Annotated in this window: 17 protein-coding genes; all 17 read left to right on the plus strand. The window is 49.4% G+C overall.

Features of this window, described 5'->3' with window-relative positions; genetic code table 11:
* Positions 1-37: 37 nt before the first annotated feature.
* Positions 38-1,126, plus strand: coding sequence for an L-threonine 3-dehydrogenase (tdh, locus tag KNQ02_RS07175; protein WP_214771647.1), 1,089 nt, complete (start codon positions 38-40; stop codon positions 1,124-1,126).
* On the plus strand, positions 1,126-2,298 hold the full coding sequence (locus KNQ02_RS07180) for a glycine C-acetyltransferase (RefSeq protein WP_088836711.1): 1,173 nt from the start codon (positions 1,126-1,128) through the stop codon (positions 2,296-2,298). Before tdh ends, KNQ02_RS07180 begins: the two co-directional genes overlap by 1 nt.
* A gap of 92 nt (positions 2,299-2,390) precedes the next feature.
* Positions 2,391-4,007: an alpha/beta hydrolase gene (locus KNQ02_RS07185; RefSeq protein ID WP_214807715.1), complete on the plus strand. Its 1,617-nt coding sequence runs from the start codon at positions 2,391-2,393 to the stop codon at positions 4,005-4,007.
* Positions 4,004-5,461: a phytoene desaturase family protein gene (locus tag KNQ02_RS07190; protein WP_214807718.1), complete on the plus strand. Its 1,458-nt coding sequence runs from the start codon at positions 4,004-4,006 to the stop codon at positions 5,459-5,461. Before KNQ02_RS07185 ends, KNQ02_RS07190 begins: the two co-directional genes overlap by 4 nt.
* A gap of 124 nt (positions 5,462-5,585) precedes the next feature.
* Positions 5,586-5,873, plus strand: a complete 288-nt coding sequence (locus tag KNQ02_RS07195; RefSeq protein ID WP_029333199.1) for a hypothetical protein — start codon at positions 5,586-5,588, stop codon at positions 5,871-5,873.
* Positions 5,874-5,996: 123 nt separating this feature from the next.
* On the plus strand, positions 5,997-7,268 hold the full coding sequence (locus KNQ02_RS07200; RefSeq protein WP_214765287.1) for a DUF445 domain-containing protein: 1,272 nt from the start codon (positions 5,997-5,999) through the stop codon (positions 7,266-7,268).
* A 13-nt stretch (positions 7,269-7,281) separates the two neighbouring features.
* Positions 7,282-8,103: a DNA-3-methyladenine glycosylase family protein gene (locus tag KNQ02_RS07205; RefSeq protein ID WP_214807721.1), complete on the plus strand. Its 822-nt coding sequence runs from the start codon at positions 7,282-7,284 to the stop codon at positions 8,101-8,103.
* A 112-nt stretch (positions 8,104-8,215) separates the two neighbouring features.
* A complete protein-coding gene (locus KNQ02_RS07210; RefSeq protein WP_029333202.1) occupies positions 8,216-8,653 on the plus strand; it encodes a YlbF/YmcA family competence regulator in 438 nt (145 codons plus the stop codon).
* A 64-nt stretch (positions 8,654-8,717) separates the two neighbouring features.
* Positions 8,718-11,252 (plus strand): DNA mismatch repair protein MutS, encoded by a 2,535-nt coding sequence (gene mutS / locus KNQ02_RS07215; RefSeq protein WP_214807724.1) that lies wholly within the window; start codon positions 8,718-8,720, stop codon positions 11,250-11,252.
* An 11-nt stretch (positions 11,253-11,263) separates the two neighbouring features.
* Entirely contained in the window at positions 11,264-13,078 is a 1,815-nt protein-coding gene (gene mutL, locus KNQ02_RS07220) for a DNA mismatch repair endonuclease MutL (protein WP_214807727.1), read from the plus strand.
* A gap of 474 nt (positions 13,079-13,552) precedes the next feature.
* Positions 13,553-13,942, plus strand: a complete 390-nt coding sequence (locus KNQ02_RS07225) for a CidA/LrgA family protein (RefSeq protein WP_088836718.1) — start codon at positions 13,553-13,555, stop codon at positions 13,940-13,942.
* Positions 13,935-14,615: an LrgB family protein gene (locus tag KNQ02_RS07230; RefSeq protein ID WP_214805030.1), complete on the plus strand. Its 681-nt coding sequence runs from the start codon at positions 13,935-13,937 to the stop codon at positions 14,613-14,615. Before KNQ02_RS07225 ends, KNQ02_RS07230 begins: the two co-directional genes overlap by 8 nt.
* A gap of 89 nt (positions 14,616-14,704) precedes the next feature.
* Positions 14,705-15,250 carry an AAA family ATPase gene (locus tag KNQ02_RS07235; protein WP_214767989.1) on the plus strand — a complete coding sequence of 182 codons (546 nt, stop codon included), beginning with the start codon at positions 14,705-14,707 and terminating at the stop codon, positions 15,248-15,250.
* A gap of 135 nt (positions 15,251-15,385) precedes the next feature.
* A complete protein-coding gene (locus KNQ02_RS07240) occupies positions 15,386-17,371 on the plus strand; it encodes an ATP-binding protein (RefSeq protein ID WP_251132122.1) in 1,986 nt (661 codons plus the stop codon).
* A gap of 118 nt (positions 17,372-17,489) precedes the next feature.
* Positions 17,490-17,942, plus strand: coding sequence for an NUDIX hydrolase (locus tag KNQ02_RS07245; protein ID WP_214807730.1), 453 nt, complete (start codon positions 17,490-17,492; stop codon positions 17,940-17,942).
* Positions 17,943-18,080: 138 nt separating this feature from the next.
* Positions 18,081-19,916, plus strand: coding sequence for an anaerobic ribonucleoside triphosphate reductase (locus tag KNQ02_RS07250; RefSeq protein ID WP_214807733.1), 1,836 nt, complete (start codon positions 18,081-18,083; stop codon positions 19,914-19,916).
* Entirely contained in the window at positions 19,888-20,358 is a 471-nt protein-coding gene (gene nrdG, locus KNQ02_RS07255) for an anaerobic ribonucleoside-triphosphate reductase activating protein (protein WP_214767994.1), read from the plus strand. Before KNQ02_RS07250 ends, nrdG begins: the two co-directional genes overlap by 29 nt.
* Positions 20,359-20,364: the final 6 nt, after the last annotated feature.

Raw genomic sequence — 20,364 nt, forward strand, 5'->3', positions numbered from 1 at the left:
GAGAAACAGGTAAGACCCATGAAGGAGTCGGGGAAATATGACAAAGTTAGTGACGATGGAAGAACAGACGACGCAAACAAAAACGATGCGGGCACTCGTCAAAGAAGAGCGTGGTTTTGGAGCGGTCTTGAAAGAAGTCGAGGTTCCTGTCCCGGGACGCGGTGAAGTATTGATTCGCGTTGAAGCGACTTCAATTTGCGGGACAGACGTCCACATTTACGAATGGGATGCCTGGGCCGCGTCTCGTGTCAATCCGCCATACGTGTTCGGACATGAGTTTTCGGGAGAAGTCGTCGAACTCGGCGAAGGGACAAAACGTCTGAAGCTTGGGGATCATGTTTCAGCTGAGACACACATCGTCTGTCATCAATGTAAACAGTGTTTACGGGGACAGTATCATATTTGTAAAAATACGAAAATCATCGGTGTCGATACGCAAGGCTGTTTTGCCGAGTACGTCGTCATGCCGGAAGAAAACCTCTGGGTCAATCCGGAAGAAATGCCGGCAAGCATCGCGTCGATTCAAGAACCGATGGGAAATGCCGTCCACACGGTACTTGCAAGCGACGTCAGTGCCAAGACGGTCGCCATCGTCGGCTGTGGTCCAATCGGTTTGATGGCCGTTTCGGTCGCGAAAGCGGCAGGGGCAGCGGAAGTCGTCGCGATTGATGTCAATCCGTATCGGTTAGAGCTTGCGAAGACGATGGGCGCAGATGTCGTTCTTGATTCACGCCATGATGATGTCATCGAACGGATCATGATGATGACGGACGGCGACGGAATCGATGTCGTCTGCGAGATGAGTGGTCATCCGGTCGCGATCAGTCAAGCCTTTGAAATGGTGACGGCAGGCGGAGATGTCAACATCTTAAGTCTGCCCGTCAAACCGGTTGAAATCGACTTGACGAACCATGTCGTCTTTAAAGGGGTCCGCGTCCAAGGAATCACGGGGCGGAAGATGTACGAGACATGGAGCCAAGTATCAGCCTTTCTTTCGAGCGGCAAGGTCGATGTCAAACCGTTAATCACACATACATTACCGCTCGAACGATTCGAAGAAGGCTTCGAATTGATGCGCCAAGGGAAATGTGGAAAAGTTGTACTACAACCAAGGGGGACGAATTAATGGGTTTCGAACACTTACGAACAGAATTAGAGGAAATGAAAGCGGCGGGGACATTCCGCAAGCTCGTACCACTCGAAAGTGCACAACACAATCGTGTGACGATTGATGGAAAAGAACTGATTCAACTATCTTCAAACAATTATCTCGGACTCGCAGCGCACCCGCGCCTCGCAAAACGGGCAGCGGATGCAGCGCTTGAATTCGGTGCCGGGACAGGATCGGTCCGGACGATCGCGGGAACACTCGAAATGCATGAAGCGTTCGAACAAGAACTCGCGACCTTTAAACATACGGAAGCAGCACTCGTCTTCCAGTCAGGTTTTGCGACGAACCTCGGTGTCTTGTCGGCACTGCTCGGACCAGAGGATGTCGTCATTTCCGATGCCCTTAATCATGCTTCGATCATCGATGGGATTCGCTTGACGAAAGCGAAACGCCGCATTTACAAACACGTCGACTTAGCTGATCTTGAAGCAGCGCTCCAAGAGACGCAAGACGCACGGACACGACTCGTCGTCACGGACGGCGTCTTCTCAATGGACGGTAACATCGCACCACTTCCGGAAATCGTCGAACTCGCAGAAAAGTACGATGCGCTTGTCATGGTCGATGACGCGCATGCCTCAGGCGTTTTAGGAAAAAGTGGTCGCGGGACGGTCAACCACTTTGGGCTTGACGGTCGTGTCGCCCTCCAAGTCGGTACCTTGTCGAAAGCAATTGGTGTCCTTGGCGGGTATGTCGCGTGTGAACAGCATGTTAAAGATTACTTAATCCATAAAGGGCGCCCGTTCCTCTTCTCGACGTCACATCCGCCGGCAGTCGTCGAAGCAAACCGGGAAGCACTGCGGGTAATGGAAGAAGAGACAGAACTGTTCGATCGTCTTTGGGAAAATACAGAGTTCTTCAAACAAGGACTACGTGATCTTGGCTTTAACATCGGGACATCGACGACGCCGATCACACCGGTCATCGTCGGGGACGAAGCGCTTTGTCATAAGTTGTCCGATCAACTGCGTGCTCACGGCGTCTTCGCACAAGGAATTGCCTTCCCGACCGTTGCCAAAGGGAAAGCACGTGTCCGGACAATCGTTACGGCAGAGCATACGCGTGACGACTTAGAGCAAGCAATAGAAGCCTTCAAACAAGTCGGACAAGAATTAAACTTGATTTAACAGGATAGAAAAACAGCCGATGATTGATTCGGCTGTTTTTTCGATTGTATGATAGGGAAAAGAGAACTTCAGAAAGGAAGTGCACGTGCTTTATGACGATTCAAAAAAAGCTGTTGCTGGCATCGCTGTTGATGCTGACGTTTTTGCTCGGTGGCTGCATTCGCATTCAGTATGATGCGACTGTCCATCTGGATCAAAGTGTCACCTTGAAGACGACGTATGCAGCAAAAGAACATCCGGTCGCACGATTATTGAACTTTAATCCGGACTGGGAGATGTATGCGAAGCAGGCTGAAAAAAACGGCTATGCAGCGTCGACCTTCAAAACGAAAGACGACTATGAAGGACTTCGTATGGAAAAAACCTTCGCGAACCTTGAAGATTTGGCCTCGATTAAAGAGGAATGGAAGACAGGTGTCGGGGGAATCTTGATTCCGCCCGATACGACGTATGATGTGGACAAGCAGGAAGGTTTTTGGTTTAATACGTACCGTTTAAATACGAACATCGACTTAAGTATCGATCGCTTAAATATCAAGGGCTATCATCCTACAGGTCAAGTTAAAAAGTTAGCCGATCGTTACATCCGCCAAGCGGACATCGAGATTAAACTGCACGTCCCGGAAGTCGTCGCTTTGCAAAATGCGGAGAAAATCGACTGGGCGAACTACAATGACGTCTCGTGGAAATTATACGGGACGAAAGACAATCAATTGCAACTCGTGGCATACGTTCCGAATCCGACGGGCTGGATTATCACGGGGGTCGTCTTATTAATCGGACTCGGTCTCTTGACGTTTTGGATCATCCACCACGTGCGGAAATTACGCCGCAAGCAACTTCAGACAATCAGTATCTCGCTACTCGTTTGTCTGTTACTCGGAGGTGGTGCTTGGTTAATCTTTGCTGACGAGACGGCCAGTGCCCCGCCGCCGACAACGCAAATCGTGACGGAATCGAAGGGGGAGATTGTCCCGACGTTCATGGTGCATGGCTTGTTCGGGACGGAACGGACCTTCTTACCGATGATTGAAAACTTTACGGAAAAAAAGTTAGCGGATGACGGAGGGCGATGTGATGTTGATCGGACCGGGAAGGTAACCTGTAAAGTCAAGGACTCATCGACCGGTTTCCCGCTCGTTCGTATCATTTTCGAAGACGATGAAGCAAGCCTTGCGCAGCAACAGACGTGGCTTGAAGCCGCGATCGCTCAGTATGACAAGCAACAAAAGGCGTCGTTTACCGACATCCAACTTGTTGGTCACAGTATGGGTGGAGTCGACGTCGTCGAATATACGTTGAACGAAAATCTTCCGTATACGATTCGAAAAGTCGTCACGCTTGATGCACCGATTGGTGGATCAAATTATGCGACGCTCGGCTTGACGCTTGCTCCGTTCGGGACGAATACGAACAGTCCGGCGATTCAGGATTTAGCAGAGAACTCAAAGGCGATCGAGCGGTTGAAAGCGCGGCTCGAGACATGGCCGCGTGATGTCCTTGTTTACTCCTTCGGTGCCAAAGGAGGCGACTTCAATCTGATTCCGTTAGACAGTTCGTTCACGCTCGAAGATTATACGGACAACATCCAGACGAAGTCATATAAGTATGATCACTTCACGATTCACCGGCGCGAACCGGTCTTCCGCGAAGTACGCGATTTCTTATTTAAAGAAAATCTAGTCTTGGAAGAGGAGGACGATCAATGAAAAGCGTCGCGATTATTGGCGGAGGGATTGCCGGCGTGACAGCGGCGGCACTCCTCGCTCGAGAAGGGCATGACGTGACATTGCTTGAAGGAAGTCGCGAATGGGGGGGCTCCGCAGGCAAATTCACCCGGAAAGACTTGACGTACCCGGTCGGCGCGACACTCGGGATGGGCTTTCAACGAGGCGGCATTCATGACCGGGTTTTGCAACACTTGGGGTTAGATGTCGAAACGGAGTTACTTGATCTTGTGATGACGATTAAAATCGATGGGCACGATATTGCCTATTACCGTGACCGTGCTCGATTCATCGGGGAACTACAGGATGTATTCCCACAACAGGCGCATCAAATCGGCGCATTTTTTGAAGAGATCGATAAGATTCAACGTCATGTCGCTCCTTTAATGGAGTCACTTCCGGCACTACCTGTACGAACTTTGTACGATGCACAGTTGATAATAAAAGAAGCGCAATCGAGCCTGCCTTTACTTCCGTACGTCACACAGACCGTCGGACAAGTGTTACGGCGCCATGGGTTGGAAGGATCGGTTTTCGCTCGGCTGGTGGACGGGATTTTATTAGACAGTATGCAGACCGGTCAGGAAGCGTCCGCGTTACTCGGTGCCGTTGCCTTATCGATTTATCACGACGGTGCGTACTATGTGCCGGGCGGTCTTTATCGAGTCGCAGAAATCCTGAAAGAATCGGCAGAACATGACGGGGCGACGATGTTACTTGGTCGTAAAATCACGTCGGTCAAGCAAACGGCAGATGGTTTTTTACTAGAAGATCGTCGCGGTCGTCTAATGCTAGCGGATGTCGTCATCGGTGCGCTCCCACTCGAAGCGATGCAGCGTCTCGTCAGTCCACCTCTTTTACGGACGCTTAAACGGACGTACGCAAGACAAAGGAAACTGGCGCAATGGGCCACATTCACGTATTATGCTGCCTTTCCGGAAAAATTGGTTACATCCGATAGTGCCTTTCGACAAATTCACGATGAACGGTTACCATCGGGTCATGCCTTTTTGTCATTATCACGTTCGGGTGATGTAAAACGGGCTCCGGAGGGCGTACGGACATTGACGATGTCCTGTCACGTCCCGATTGGTTACTTTGATGCTACGGACAACGTACATTACGGGCATCAGATCGAAAGAATGCAGGATGTATTTGAAACGATTGTCGAACAGGAGTTTCCCGGCTTTCGCGAGCAGGCAATCGAACGTCATCCTGGTGGACCGGGCGCCTGGGTGCGTTACACGTCACGACCGGACGGTGGCGTCGGCGGTTATCCGCAATTGCGTTCAACGAGTTTGTTCCGCGCGGCATCATTTCGGACCGGTGTCCCGAATCTCTACGTCATTGGCGATACCGTCTTTCCGGGGGCAGGGACAATCGGTGCGTCGACGTCAGCGATTCATGTCGCCCGACAGTTAGGTGTCAAGATTTGAATGACTTTGTGAAATGATGAAAGAAGCGGCCGAATGGTCGCTTTTTTGTCAGAACAGGATTATGATGGGGGAGAGACGGGAAGTAAGTAGTCATGACCATAAAAAGAGAGAAGGAGTGAATCGCGTGAATCCCTTTGAGGAAAAATGTCAACTCTTCATCCAGGAGCGTCGTCCGGAAGTCGGGCCGATTGTTTTTGCAACGGCACGAACGTTCATCAATGCCCGAGGACTGAGTGTCTATGAACGAATTTATCAAGGCAAGGAAGAGGTTCGGTTAGCATTTGTCGAACAAACGAACGGACAACAGCTTGTTTCTTTAATGGAGAACACATTCGGAAACGGATTAGTCTATTTCGTATCAACGGCAACGGCGACGTGGGACGGCAAAAAATTCGGAGAATACACGTTTTAATTACATAATGAGTCCCAGTCAGGTGAGGCTGGGGCTCTTTCTTGTCGAAACTTATCAAAATGGGGTAACGTATAATCAACTATACGCTCAATCAATCCCTTTCTACGAAAAGGAGGAAGTGTTTTGCAACACGAGGTGAACACACCAAAATCTTCGACACGACGCCTCGCGACCGTCTCGTTGATTTTTATGGCAGTCGGTTTTGTCGCGTCGCTACCGTTTAAAGAAAATGCTTGGATTTTTTGGCTTCAAAGTGGTTTTGAGGCCGGTCTCGTCGGTGGAATCGCCGATTGGTTCGCGATTACAGCCCTGTTCCGTCATCCGCTCGGTCTAAAGATTCCACATACGAACTTGCTGCCGAAAAATCGGGAACGGGTCATCGAATCGATTGTCCAGATGCTCGAAAAAGATTTATTGAACAAAGAAAGCATCGTCGAAAAGCTGCGCCACATGACGCTTGCAGATCGCTTCATCAAATTATTACGTTCACTTGTGTTAGTCCCAGCGTTTCGATCGACCGTGACGGAACTATTGATCGGGATTTTACGAAAGCTTCCGCGGGCATCAATCATCAAGGCGGTCGATGAGCGAATCGTTGAAACGATTCGTGCTTACCCGGCGAAGAAATTAGCCGATCGCTTAATCGATTTAAACGATGAGCGCCGACTCGATGAGTTGGCGATTGATCAACTGCTCGGTTACGGACAAAAACTCTTGCAGGACCCCGTCATCCGCGATCAAATCGGACGACTTGCCTATCAGGCAATGATTGATCAAGAAAAAAATACCTTCTTACGTGTGACAGCGAAGACGGTCCAAAAAGTCTATTCGGAGGAACGCCTCAGCCTTGTCATCCAAAGTGTCCTCTTGAGTGTGATTCAAGACATGAAACACGTCCATCATCCAAATCGGTTGGCGATCATCGATCACATCCGTCGGAATTTGGCACAGCTCGCACAAGATGATGTCCGATTAGGGAAAATCGATGCGTGGAAGATGCAAGAAATCGAACGGATTGATTTAGAGCCGATCCTCGATCGTGCCTACACGTCAGGCATCGCAGAGCTAGAGACGTACTTTATATCAGATGCATTTTGGGAACAACGGGCACTGCCTTTAATGAACCAGGCGCTTGATGAGTGGGAACACCATCCGACGTTCAAAGAGGAGAGCGACCGCTGGATGAAAGACCAACTCGTCCGGTTCGTCGACCAAAACCATGCGCGGATCGGCGGACTCGTCCGTGAGAACTTGAACCGGTTCGATACGGAAACGTTGATTCATATGATTGAGGACAAAGTCGGAAACGACTTACAATGGATTCGGGTCAACGGAGCGATTTGTGGATTTTTCATCGGTTTAATTTTAGGTGGAGTCAAACTATTTTTTGCGTAAAAGGAGACTTCTGATGTGGCAACAAGAAGTAACATTGACGTCTGATTATGATTTTGAGGGCGTCCGGACCCGCCTGTTGAATGATTCGCTACAGCAAGAATCGGCAGATGCCTTACGGATTCCAATTCGTATCGACGAAATGCCGTGGATTGGTCAAATCCGGGCGGACGATCGTCGAACGATCGTGTTGGCGGGGGATGGACCAAAACAACCGATGGTCGACGCGATGCGCCGGCGGTTTCGTTTAGATGAATCGAACCCGGCCCTTGAATTAAAGCGGACGACGCTGGCACCGATTGTTGAAACGTTTGGTGCGGAACGGCTTGTGCTCGATGTTGATCCGTTTACAGCATTGATTCGCTCCATCATCCATCAGCAAATCAACCTGTCGTTCGCACGTGTCTTGACAGACCGGGTCTTTCGGACATTCGGGACGACAATCGACGGCGTCGTTTTTCCGCCGACGCAAGCTGAACTTGCGGGTGCTTCGGAAGAACAACTTCGGGCGCTGCAGCTATCGGGTCGTAAAGTCGATTATTTGTTACGGGCGGCGACCGCAAATCTTGACTTTGAACAACTCCGTCAGGCGGAAGATGCGGTCATCGCGGAACAATTGATTGCCTTAAAAGGCGTCGGTCCCTGGACGGTCCAAAATGTGTTGATGTTCGGATACGGACGCAGAGATTTATTTCCGGCGTCCGATATCGGAATCTTGCGGGCATTCGAACGCTTGAATGGCGTTCGTCCGACTGTCAATGAAGCGATTGTTCTCGCCGAACAATTTGCCCCGTACCGCAGTCACGCTGCTTACTTATTGTGGCGTTCGATTGAATAAGGAACTATTCTTGTCACCCTCTAGTGAGAACGGTATAATGAATGCGACAGAACGAGTCATCGTTCGCAGAAACGACGAGTAGCGGTCTGACCGCTCGACATAGAGGGGACGAATGTGTATGTATACAGATGAACAAATCATCGAAAAAGCAAATGAAATCGCGAAAATGATTTCTGAAACGTCAGAAGTCGAACGGTTTAAAGCGGCAGAGGCAAACATCAATGGCAACGAAAAAGTCCAAAAGATGATGAAACAAATCAAGTTCCTCCAAAAAGAGGCAGTCAACTGCCAGCACTACGGAAAAACAGAGGCACTCGCGCGTGTTGAAGCAAAACTGGATAAATTATTTGCTGAGCTCGATGAGATGCCGGTCGTCCAACAGTTCCAAGAGTCGCAAGAAGAAGTCAACGGCTTACTTCAGTACATCACGGTGACAATCTCGAACGGGATTACGGATCAAATCATCGAAGCAACGGATGGCGATGTCTTAGCTGGAAAAACGGGCAGTGGGATGGAAGCTGAAAACAAAAGCGGCGGTTGCGGCTATTAATCAATGAAACGAATGGGGAAGCCGACGGAAATCCGTCGGCTTTTTCTACGAATGAGGTGGAAAGATGGAAGCAGTACACAACACACCAATGATGAAACAATATTTTTCAATTAAGGCGGATTATCCGGATGCCTTTTTATTTTATCGACTCGGTGATTTTTATGAATTGTTTTTTGATGATGCCAAACAAGTGGCCCATGAACTGGAGCTGACGTTGACGGCGAAGAACGGGAAGAATGCTGAACATCCGATTCCGATGTGCGGCGTGCCGCATCATGCGGCGAACGGGTACATCGAACAATTGATTGAACGGGGATATAAAGTCGCTCTGTGTGATCAAGTCGAAGATCCGAAGTTGACGAAAGGACTCGTCAAACGAGAAGTTATTCAAGTCATCACACCGGGTACTTTAATGTCGTCCTTAACGGAAAAGGAAAACCGTTACCTCGTCGCAATCGCTGAACAGGAAGGACGGTTCGGGATTGCCCGCGGGGACGTCTCGACAGGCGAGAGTGCTTTGACAAGTGTTACTTCGCTCGACGCCGTCATCAAGGAACTGAGTATCATCTTGCCCCGGGAAATCGTCGTGACGAATCCGGAGCACACAGCAGCATTACAGTCGTTACGGATCCCGTTGACGGAAAGCACGCGCCGTGAAAGTCATCCACACGGTGACCGGGCGATCGACGCGGCACAAGCGGATGCGTTCGCTGTCCTTTATGCCTATATGCATGATACGCAAAAACGTGCCTTGTCGCACCTGCAACCGGCGCTCGTCTACGAAGCGACGGACTTTATGCAGCTCGAGCCGAATACGGTCAAAAACCTTGAACTCGTCCGGTCAGCACGAACAGGCGACAAAAAGGGTTCGTTGCTTGGATTACTCGACATCACGGGAACAGCGATGGGCGGCCGGATGCTTAAGCGTTGGCTTGAAAAACCGCTCTTGTCGGAACAGACGATTACGGAGCGGCTCGACGCGGTCGAAGAACTGCTTGGACACTACTTTGAGCGGCACCAGTTGAAAGATACGTTAAGAGAAGTCTATGATCTCGAGCGACTCGTCGCAAAAGTCGGCTACGGAACGGCTTCTGCCCGTGATCTCGTCCAACTGAAAACGACGTTACGATTGATTCCACGGATACAGGCAGCGCTCGAAGAACTGCTCAGCCAGCGTCTCGGGCAATTAGCGATTGGACTTGATCCGCATGACGAGCTAACGGCGTTGCTTGATGCGGCATTCGTCGAAGCCCCACCGATTTCAACAAAGGACGGTGGGATGATCCGGACCGGCTTTAACGCTGAGCTCGATGAATTGCTGACGGCTTCAAAAGACGGGAAGACGTGGCTTGCGACACTCGAAGCGAGTGAACGGCAGGCGACGGGCATTAAAACGTTAAAAATCGGCTACAACCGTGTGTTTGGGTATTACATCGAAGTATCACGTGCCAACGCCAAGTTGCTCCCAGAAGGACGGTATGAACGAAAACAGACGCTTGCGAATGCTGAGCGTTACATCACGCCGGAATTGAAAGAAAAAGAAGCCTTGATTCTCGGAGCGGAAGAAAAAAGTATCACGATGGAATATGAACTCTTCTGTGGTGTCCGTGACCAAGTCAAAACACACATTGAGAGCTTGCAACGGGTCAGCCGCCGGATTGCGGAACTCGACGTCCTCGTCGCGCTCGCGGAAATCGCCGAAACACATGGTTACGTTCGTCCGGTGACGACGAACGGTCGAAGCGTAGCGATTGAAGACGGCCGTCATCCGGTCATCGAGACGGTCTTACCACGCGGGGAATATGTCGCAAACGGAATCGCATTAGACGAAGCGCGTGAAATGTTATTGATCACGGGACCGAACATGTCCGGTAAATCGACCTACATGCGCCAGTTCGCCTTGATTGCTTTACTCCACCAGATCGGTTCGTTCGTCCCGGCGTCACGGGCAGAACTTCCCGTCTTCGATCAAATCTTCACCCGGATTGGGGCAGCAGATGATTTAGTCAGTGGACAATCGACGTTCATGGTCGAGATGGTCGAGACACAAGAGGCATTGGCACGAGCGACGGATCGGTCACTTATCTTGCTGGATGAAATTGGTCGGGGCACGTCAACGTATGACGGAATGGCCCTCGCCCAAGCGATTGTCGAGCACATTGCCGATTCGGTCGGCGCAAAAACGCTTTTCTCGACCCACTACCATGAGTTGACGGTGCTCGAGGAAACGATTGCGAAGCTTGCGAACGTCCACGTCCGCGCCGTCGAACAAAACGGACGCGTCGTGTTCTTACATGAAGTCCGGGACGGGAAAGCCGATCAATCCTACGGGATTCATGTTGCCCGTCTCGCAGATTTACCGGAAACCTTGATTTCGCGGGCAGAAGTGCTATTGTCTGAGTTCGAACAAGCTGATCAAAGCGTCAAACCACCGGTCGACGTCACGCCGCCAGTACTCGAGGCACCAATCAATCAGATGAGCCTGTTCGCAGAACCGGACCCTGTCAAGGAAACGATTGCGACGCTTGATTTGATTAACATGACACCGCTCGATGCACTCAATACGTTGTATCGGTTGCAAGCAGAAGCCAGAAAGTGAGGAGATAAGGGATGGGCATCATTCGTGAATTATCGGATTCGTTAGCAAACCGGATCGCGGCGGGAGAAGTCGTCGAGCGACCGGCTTCCGTCGTCAAGGAGCTCGTCGAAAATGCACTCGATGCCGGAGCGACACAAGTCGATGTCGAACTTGAAGAAGCAGGGATGAAACGGATGACGATTCGCGATAACGGACACGGGTTTTATCCGGAAGATGCGGAACTCGCTTTCGTTCGTCACGCGACGAGTAAGATTAAGGATGAACACGATTTGTTCCGGATCAAGACACTCGGTTTTCGGGGCGAGGCATTGGCCTCGATTGCGTCCGTCAGTAAAGTCACGCTGAAGACGAAACGGGCCGATCAAGAAGGGGTCCAATTGATTCTCGAATACGGAAAATTACTCGATCGTTCGGCTAGCGCGATGAACCGGGGAACAGAACTGACCGTTGAACACTTATTCTTTAATACACCAGCCCGCCTGAAGTATTTGAAGACGACACATACGGAGCTTGCGGCAATCACCGATGTCTTGAACCGGATGGCGTTCGCGCACCCGGAGGTCAAGTTCCGTGCCGTCCATGAAGGGAAAGTGTTGATTCAGACGAATGGTTCCGGTGACGTCCGTCAAGCTTTAGCGAGCGTCTACGGGCATCAGACGATTCAAGGGACACTTGTTGCGACAGCATCGAATGCGGACTATCAATTGACGTGTCATCTCGTTAAACCCGAAGTCACACGGGCGTCGAAAAACTACATCACCTTGATTTTAAATGGGCGGTCGGTCAAAAACTTTGCTTTGTCGCAAGCTGTCCTGAATGGTTATCATACGTTACTGCCGATCGGTCGTTTTCCGATTGCCGTCATCGAGGTGACGATGGACCCGCTATTGATTGATGTCAACGTCCACCCGGCAAAACGAGAGGTTCGTTTGTCGAAGGAAGCAGAGTTATGTCAATTGATTCAAGAGACGATTCGAATGACACTCAGTCGCGAGACGTTGATTCCGCAAGTGACGAAACAAAAACCTAAAAAAGACCCGAGTGCGCAGGAACGGCTCGATTTCTCATATAGCGTCGATTCGGTTGAAGATACGTCGTCGCGTGCAGTCTGGAATTATCCGATTCCAAAACGTGAAGCGGTTCATGAGACAGAAGGACGACAGGCTGATCAAGCAGTCAGCTTCGAAGGGGAGCAACGGGAAGAAGTAATAGCGAACGCTGGACAAACGGAGGACAATCGTCCGAAGTTTCCCCATCTCGATGTCATCGGTCAACTGCACTCATCCTATATCGTCTGTTCCGGCGAGGACGGGATGTATTTGATTGATCAACATGCTGCCCAGGAGCGCATCAAGTATGAAACGTACAAAGTGATGTTTGGTCGTCCGCTCGAGCAGCAACAGCAACTGTTATTGCCGTACACGTTCGAAGTTTCATCTGATGACATGAAGCGGATGGAAGAAATCCTGCCTTTATTGTTAGAAGTCGGGATTGAGTTGGAGGCGTTTGGTCCGCAAAGCTTCATCGTCCGTGAAGTACCGACCTGGTTTCCCTCGCACCGGCAGGAAGAGACGATTCAAGAGCTGATGGATGAAGCGTTGATGAAACAAAAAATCGACATCGAACAGTACCGGGAAGATGCGGCAATCATGATGGCCTGTAAAAAATCAATCAAAGCCAATCATCCGTTAAATGAAGAGATGATGCGAAGATTGATCGTCGACCTGTCACAAACCGAGATGCCGTTCACGTGTCCACACGGCCGACCGGTCATCATCGAATGGACGACATATGAACTGGAGAAATTGTTTAAACGCGTGATGTGAGAAGAGTATTTACCTCTCGCAAACGAAAAGAATCTTCCTGAAAAACGCCGATGACTCCGTATGAAAAACGGGATTATCGGCGTTTCGTGTGTCATGGTCCATCCACTTACGCACAGTCTCAAAGTATAGGAAACGTAGTCTTTGACAATCATAGCTTCTGTTTTTCGTTGCTTGCCCGCCTCTTATCAGCGCGTAAAAACGCGCTTTTTCCCGTAGGAGTCAACGCAAAAGCAAAGCTTTTTGGGATTACACCGAAAAAAAGACATTTTAGAGCGTGTTTCGTCTTGAATCGCTTCATACACGTTCGTCTGTTCAACAACAGTTCTTGATGCTTAAAGCTGTACTGTATCAAGAAGTCCTTTCAATTCGTGTGAGAACGATTACATCAAACAAATTGACTCATTTCATTGATTGTTCACAAACAGAAGCGGATAATGAACAGTGAATTCGGTTTATACAAGGGGAAAAGGAATTATGTCTACAAAAATGCGCACACTTCTTTCATTGATTGGGCAAGTAATCCTGATCACTTGTTTTGCGACAATCGGTGAACTGATCAGTAAAAGCTTTGACTTAGCGTTACCGGGGAATATCGTCGGACTTTTGTTGCTCTATTTAGCGCTCAAGGCAAAGGTCGTCCAAGTCAAACACGTTGAACGGGGCGGCCGGCTGTTGCTGCTCATCATGCCGTTGTTCTTCGTTCCGGCATTGTCGGGAATCATGGACTATGCGGTATTCTTACGCCAGAACGGCTTACAGATCGTATTGATCGTCATCATGAGTAGCTTGCTGACGCTCGTCGGTTCTGCCTACATCGTCGATCGGCTTGCTCATCGAAAAGATGGGGTGACGCCACGTGATTAAGGCACTATTTTGGTTGATTCTGACGATTGTTATCTTTTTGATTGGATTTGCCGGGTATCGGCGGTATCCACGAGTCTGGACGTTACCGATTTTGACCGTGACGGCAACAATGATTTTGATTTTATCATTGACGGGTGTATCCCACGCGACCTATATGACTGGCGGACAGTATTTGACGAAAATGCTCGGTCCTGCCATCACCGCCTTCGCGATTCCGCTTTATACGGTCCGTCACCATGTTCGGCGTTTCTTGCCGGAAATCGGGCTAGGGGTCGTCATCGGGACGAGCATCGCCTTGACGTCAGATATCCTGTTCGGACTGTTGTTACATCTCGGACGAACGACGAATCTGGCACTGCTCCCGAAATCCGTCACGTTGCCCGTCGCCTTGTCGATTTCTGAGCGTTCGGGTGGAACGGTGACCTTAACCGCGACGTTCGTTCTGATGACAGGGCTCGTCGGTTCACTTGTCGGTCCACGCTTGATGACGGGGTTAAAGATTCGTCACTTCGTCAGTCGGGGTGTCGGACTGGCTTCGATTGCGCATGTCATGGGTGCAACCAAATCGATGACGCTCGACCAACGGGAGGGTGCGGTCGGATTGCTGACGATGGTCTTGACGGCGATTTTTGCGAGTGTCCTGGCACCTTTCATCATTCAGTTTATTTATTAATATTTCTGTAAAGCTGTCCGACGGTTGAAACCGGCGGGACGGCTTTTTCGTATGTACATCATGCTAGGAAAAGGGGAGACGGGGAAATCATGATTATCTGGATTAACGGGACATTTGGAGTAGGAAAAACGACGGCGGCTAAGGGATTACAAAAAAGAATACCGGGATCTGATATCTTCGATCCGGAATCAGTCGGTCAGTTGTTGAGAGAACAATTACCGTCGACACGCACGTATAGCGATTTTCAAGATGAACCGTTGTGGCGGGAACTGACGCGGGTGATTCTCGAACGAAGCAATCAATCCGGCAATCGGACGGTCATTGTACCGATGACGGTGACGAACCCGACATATTTTGATGAGATCGTTGGTGAATTAAGACGCCGGGGGCACCTGGTCCATCATGTTTCGTTAATGGCCTCTAGCTCTACCGTGAAACGACGTTTACTTCGACGATTTGAACGACCGGATTCCTGGGGAGGGCAGCAAGCAGATGCCCGCATTCAAGCATTGACTGATCCGCTTTTCAATCAACACATCCAGACTGATCGACTGACGAAGCAAGGGGTAGTTGATGCGATTGCGCTAAGTTGTGACCTGCATGTAGCACCGCCATGTCGTAAACGTCTCTTTTGATGATTGATTCACCCGAATTCAGGGAATTAACAGGGAGGTACGAGATGGGTTAAAGACATCCCTGTATTTTTTGAAGATAAGTAGGGGGATTTTTTTATGAGAAACTGGATGACCGAAAAGATAGGAAGACAACTGATGGCGATTTTTTATGGGGTATTCGCGATTGGGGCATTGACGTCATTTGCGAGCTACCTATATATCGACGGCGCAGCAAGTCAGACGAAACGTCAAGTACTCGACCAATTAGAGAAAACACAATGGTTCTGGTTTTTGAACTTACTGATTTTCATTTTGTGTCTTGTGTTCATCGTCAGACCGATCATCAATCGGTTGACGGAACAGCTGCAAGAGCTGACGAAGAAAAGTCACCGTCTTGCAGAAGGGAAGTCGATTTCCTTAGAATATGACCGCCAATCGAATAACGAAGTCGGTCAATTAACTGACTCCTTTTACGAAATGGCCGATTCAATTTCGTCCCAACATACCGATCTATCACGACAAAATCAGGAGCTCGAACAAAAACAAGATGATTTGACCGGTAAGCAAAGAGAACTCGAACAGTCTTTGACGGCAACACGATCGAATGAATTGCACTTGAAAGATCGGAATGAATTGATTGAGACATTGGCTTCCAAAGAAAGTTTATTTGATTTTTCTTCCGTCATCAGTACGATTGTCCGTTTGACGAAAACGGAGTTCGGGGCATTACTGTTCATCAAGAATAATGAGATTACGTCGGTTGTACCAAAAGAGATGACCGATGAGCAGCAAGAGAGCTTAAAAACGGAATCGTTACTGTTGAAACGGGTCATGGTCTCAAAAGAAAGTGCACAATCGACGAAGCAAGTGACCGAAGATCGGTTGCTAGGTTACCCGTACTACATTCATGAAGCGGTCATTCCAATCATGGACCCGGCAAAAGATGAATTGATTGCTTGCCTTTATTTAGCACGATTTGATGAAGCGTTCACGGAACATGACATCACCGAACTGGCATCGTTCGCAAAACAGATTGCGATTTCACGGATGCGGATGACGTTATATGAACAGATGGACTATGAGCGGGCTGAAACGGCGCAACTGTTAAATTCTGTCCGAGAAGCGATATTATACGTCAAATATGAAGAACGAGTGATACTCGGTAACCGAGCATTGTTTGAAATCTTCCAGTCGCTTCAGATTGAGGAAGAAACAGATATGACGACGTTTCTTGAAGTGAATCCCGAGACGATGTTCGAACAGATGGATCAACGAGAGGCATTCGCAATGTATTTCGAGAAGGTCCTCGCTGGTCAGATTCCGACAGACATGTTTTCTTTATCGATTGACGACGGCACATACTTTATTCAAGTCTATGCTGAAGGAATCGTTCATGAGGGACAACCAATCGGGACAATCCTCGTCTTCCGGGATGTAACGCCTGAAACAGAAGTCGACCGAATGAAGTCCGAACTCGTTTCAACGGTCTCGCATGAACTACGGACACCCTTATCGTCCATTTATGGTTTTACCGAGCTGATGTTAAAACGGGATTTAGGTCCGGATCGGAGTAAACGGTATTTACAGACAATTCATGACGAATCAAAACGCCTGACTGATCTCGTCAGTGATTTCTTGAATGTACAACGAATGGAATCAGGCAAGCAGTCATACGAGAAAGAGGTATTTAATCTCCTCGATGTCGTCAAAGAGCAAATTCAGTTTCATCAGGCGACGACGGAACGGCACAACCTTCAACTCGATGCGGATCAAGGGCAGACATTCCTAGTAGAAGCCGATCGCAACAGCATGAAGCAACTCCTCGGTAATTTATTAAACAATGCCGTGAAGTACTCGCCGGACGGCGGTGATATCATCATTGGTTTACTCGAGCATGATGCAAACATCGAACTGAGTGTCCGTGATTTTGGTGTCGGGATTCCTGTCAGTTCGACGCCGCACCTGTTTAGTAAGTTTTATCGCGTCGACAACTCGGATAGTCGTAAAATTGGCGGAACGGGACTCGGATTGTCGATTTGTAAAGAAATCGTCCGCGAGCATGACGGAACGATTGAAGTCGAGTCCGTCTTAGGCGACGGGGCACTCTTTAAAGTCATGTTACCGAACGCAACTAAAAAGTAAGCAGGCTACCTGTCTCTTCAACAATTCATTTTGTTGGAGCGGCAGTTTTTTTGTAGGGGATGTTTAAGGTCATCGCGAATGACTAAACAGAAACGAGTAGCTGAAAGGGGATTAAACGATGCGAGAATGGTACGGTGCAGCAGCAGTTTGTGTCAATGAGGAAAATCAAGTATTGATGGTCAAAAGTTATGGTTCTGAGGCGTGGGCCGTCCCGTCCGGTGGAATCGAGCCGGGAGAGACGGCAGGCGAATGCTGTGTGCGGGAAGTCATGGAAGAGACCGGGTATCCGGTGAAGATCAAACAAAATCTGTTTACGAAACAGACCGTCATCCAAACGATTCAAGTCGAAACGACATATTTTGAAGCTATCCGAATCGGTGACAGTCAAGGAATCAACGACCCGGACGAAACGATTGAACAGGTGGCGTGGATGTCGCGTGCGCAACTCGGAACAATTAAACATATGTATCCGGAAGATGTTCTGTTTTTGACGGAGTGGCTCGACGGTCGTGAGAATCCTCATAGTACGCCGAAAGTTCAAAAAGCGTGCCTGGAGCTGAAGAATACGTAAATTCTACAACCATTTCGTGAAAAGTTAGCACGTTTACTTGCAAAAAATCAAAAGTATGCAGGGGTTGCTGCTGCCGAATCTTCCTAGATATAGTAGTCGTACAGACAGAAATAAAGCGATATCTAGGGAGTGATAGTGATGGAAGTGAACACCTTGTACCGACAAGTGATTGAGGAACCAACGACTAACCATGTCCAAGAAAATGCCAACATCGATGGCAAAGCACCACTCGCGAAGTTAAACCGGATCGCGAGTACGGCGGCGCGGGCGATGATGGAAGACTTGCTCGTGACGCCTCGTGTTAAACAAGCGTTGGCGGACAATATCCTCTATATCCATGACGCTGACTACTATGTCACGGGAACGACGACCTGTTCTCAAATTCCGTTAGGCTGCTTGCTGACGAACGGGTTCCAGATGAGTCACGGGTCGATTCGTCCGGCACAAGATATCCGTTCTGCGATGGCGCTCGCTGCGATCATTATGCAGGCGAATCAAAACATGCAGCATGGCGGGCAAGCCTTTCCGAATTTTGATACCGATTTAGCTCCCTTCGTCGAGAAAACATACGCACGTCAAATGAAGAAAATTAATCAGATTGCTCCGAGCTGGTCGAAGGCACGTCGTGCGAGATATGCGCGCCAAGAAGCATACGAAATCACCTATCAAGCATGCGAAGCCTTTATTCATAATACGAATTCAATGCATTCACGCGGTGGCGGACAAGTCCCATTCATCTCGATTAATTACGGGACGGATACGTCGTTTTACGGTCGAATGCTAACAAAAGCCTTACTTGAAGCGACACTGGCAGGTCTCGGAAAAGGGGAAACGCCCATCTTTCCGATTCAGATTTTTAAAGTCAAAGCAGGTGTGACGTTAAATCCAGGTGATCCGAATTACGATTTATTTCAGCTTGCGACAAAAGTCACGGGAAAACGGTTGTTTCCGAACTTTGCATTTTTAGATGCCCCGTTCAACGTCAGCAAGACAACAGAAGAAGTTGCCTACATGGGTTGCCGGACGCGTGTTTTCGAAAATCGTCAAGGAGAAGCTTCCGTGACGGGGCGGGGAAATCTGTCGTTTACGAGTGTGAACCTCGTTCGTCTCGCCTTGACGAGTCAAACGGTCGATCATATGTTTGCGACATTGACTGATTATACGAAACTTGCTTGCGAACAGCTGCTCGAGCGTTATCAGTACCAAGCGAATCGACGGGCGGAAGAATTTCAGTTTCTTTATCAACACGTCTGGCGCGACGGGGAGACGCTTCAACCGACCGATCGCGTTGAGCCGGTCCTGCGTCACGGGACGCTTTCGGTCGGATTCATTGGTCTCGCGGAAGCGCTCGTCGTTTTGACGGGACATGATCACGGCGATTCAGCGATTGCCCATAACATCGGCCGGGCGTTGATTCAGACGATGCGTAACGTTGTCGATCAATTCGGGGATGAGACGGGATTGAATTTTTCACTGATTGCGACACCGGCGGAAGGATTGTCTGGAAAATTCACGGCGCATGATGTCGCAAAGTTTGGTTTGATTGCCGGTGTGACGGATAAAATCTACTATACGAACTCGTTCCATCTTCCAGTGACGGCAGCTGTAACGATGCGTCAAAAGATTCGCCTCGAAGCGCCGTTTCATGCCCTTTGTAACGGAGGACATATCACCTATGTCGAGACGGATGGAGCGCTCGCAGAAAATCCGCAAGCCGTCGAGGATATCGTCCGGATGATGGTGGCAGAAGGCATTGGCTATGGCTCAATCAATCATCCAATCGATCGTTGTTTGACCTGTCGGACGGAACAGACAATCGAGCAGACGTGTCCGGTCTGTGGCGGAGAAGACATTGAACGGATTCGGCGGATTACGGGATATCTCGTCGGGACGATGGCACGCTGGAATGAAGCCAAACGGGCGGAAGAACAGGACCGGGTCTACCATGGTACGACTGCTATCCATCGTCGCTGATTCGGTCGTCGATGGTCCCGGCTTACGGACGGTCATCTTTTTCGCCGGTTGTCCACATCGGTGCCGAGGTTGTCATAATCCATCGTCGTGGTCGCTTGCAGCAGGTGCAACCTACTCGACTCCTGACGTCATCAAGCGGGTCGAGGAAATCGGATCAAAACGGATTACGCTGTCGGGGGGTGAACCGTTCGCTCAAATCGAAGCACTTGAACAGCTCGTCCTGGTATTGCGACCGGACTATGAGATTTATTTGTTCACCGGGTATCGGATTGAAGACTTAGTTAAAGATGAACGCGCGTGTCGAATCTTACGGCAGGTGGATTGTTTGATTGACGGACCCTACATGGAGCAGCTCCATGATACGAGCCTTGCCATCCGTGGCAGTACGAACCAGCGGATTCTCTCCGCCAAACAAATTGAGGAGTATATCAAGAACAGATAGCGGACG

It is taken from the genome of Exiguobacterium sp. s102, assembly GCF_018618635.1.
GTDB lineage: Bacteria > Bacillota > Bacilli > Exiguobacteriales > Exiguobacteriaceae > Exiguobacterium_A > Exiguobacterium_A oxidotolerans.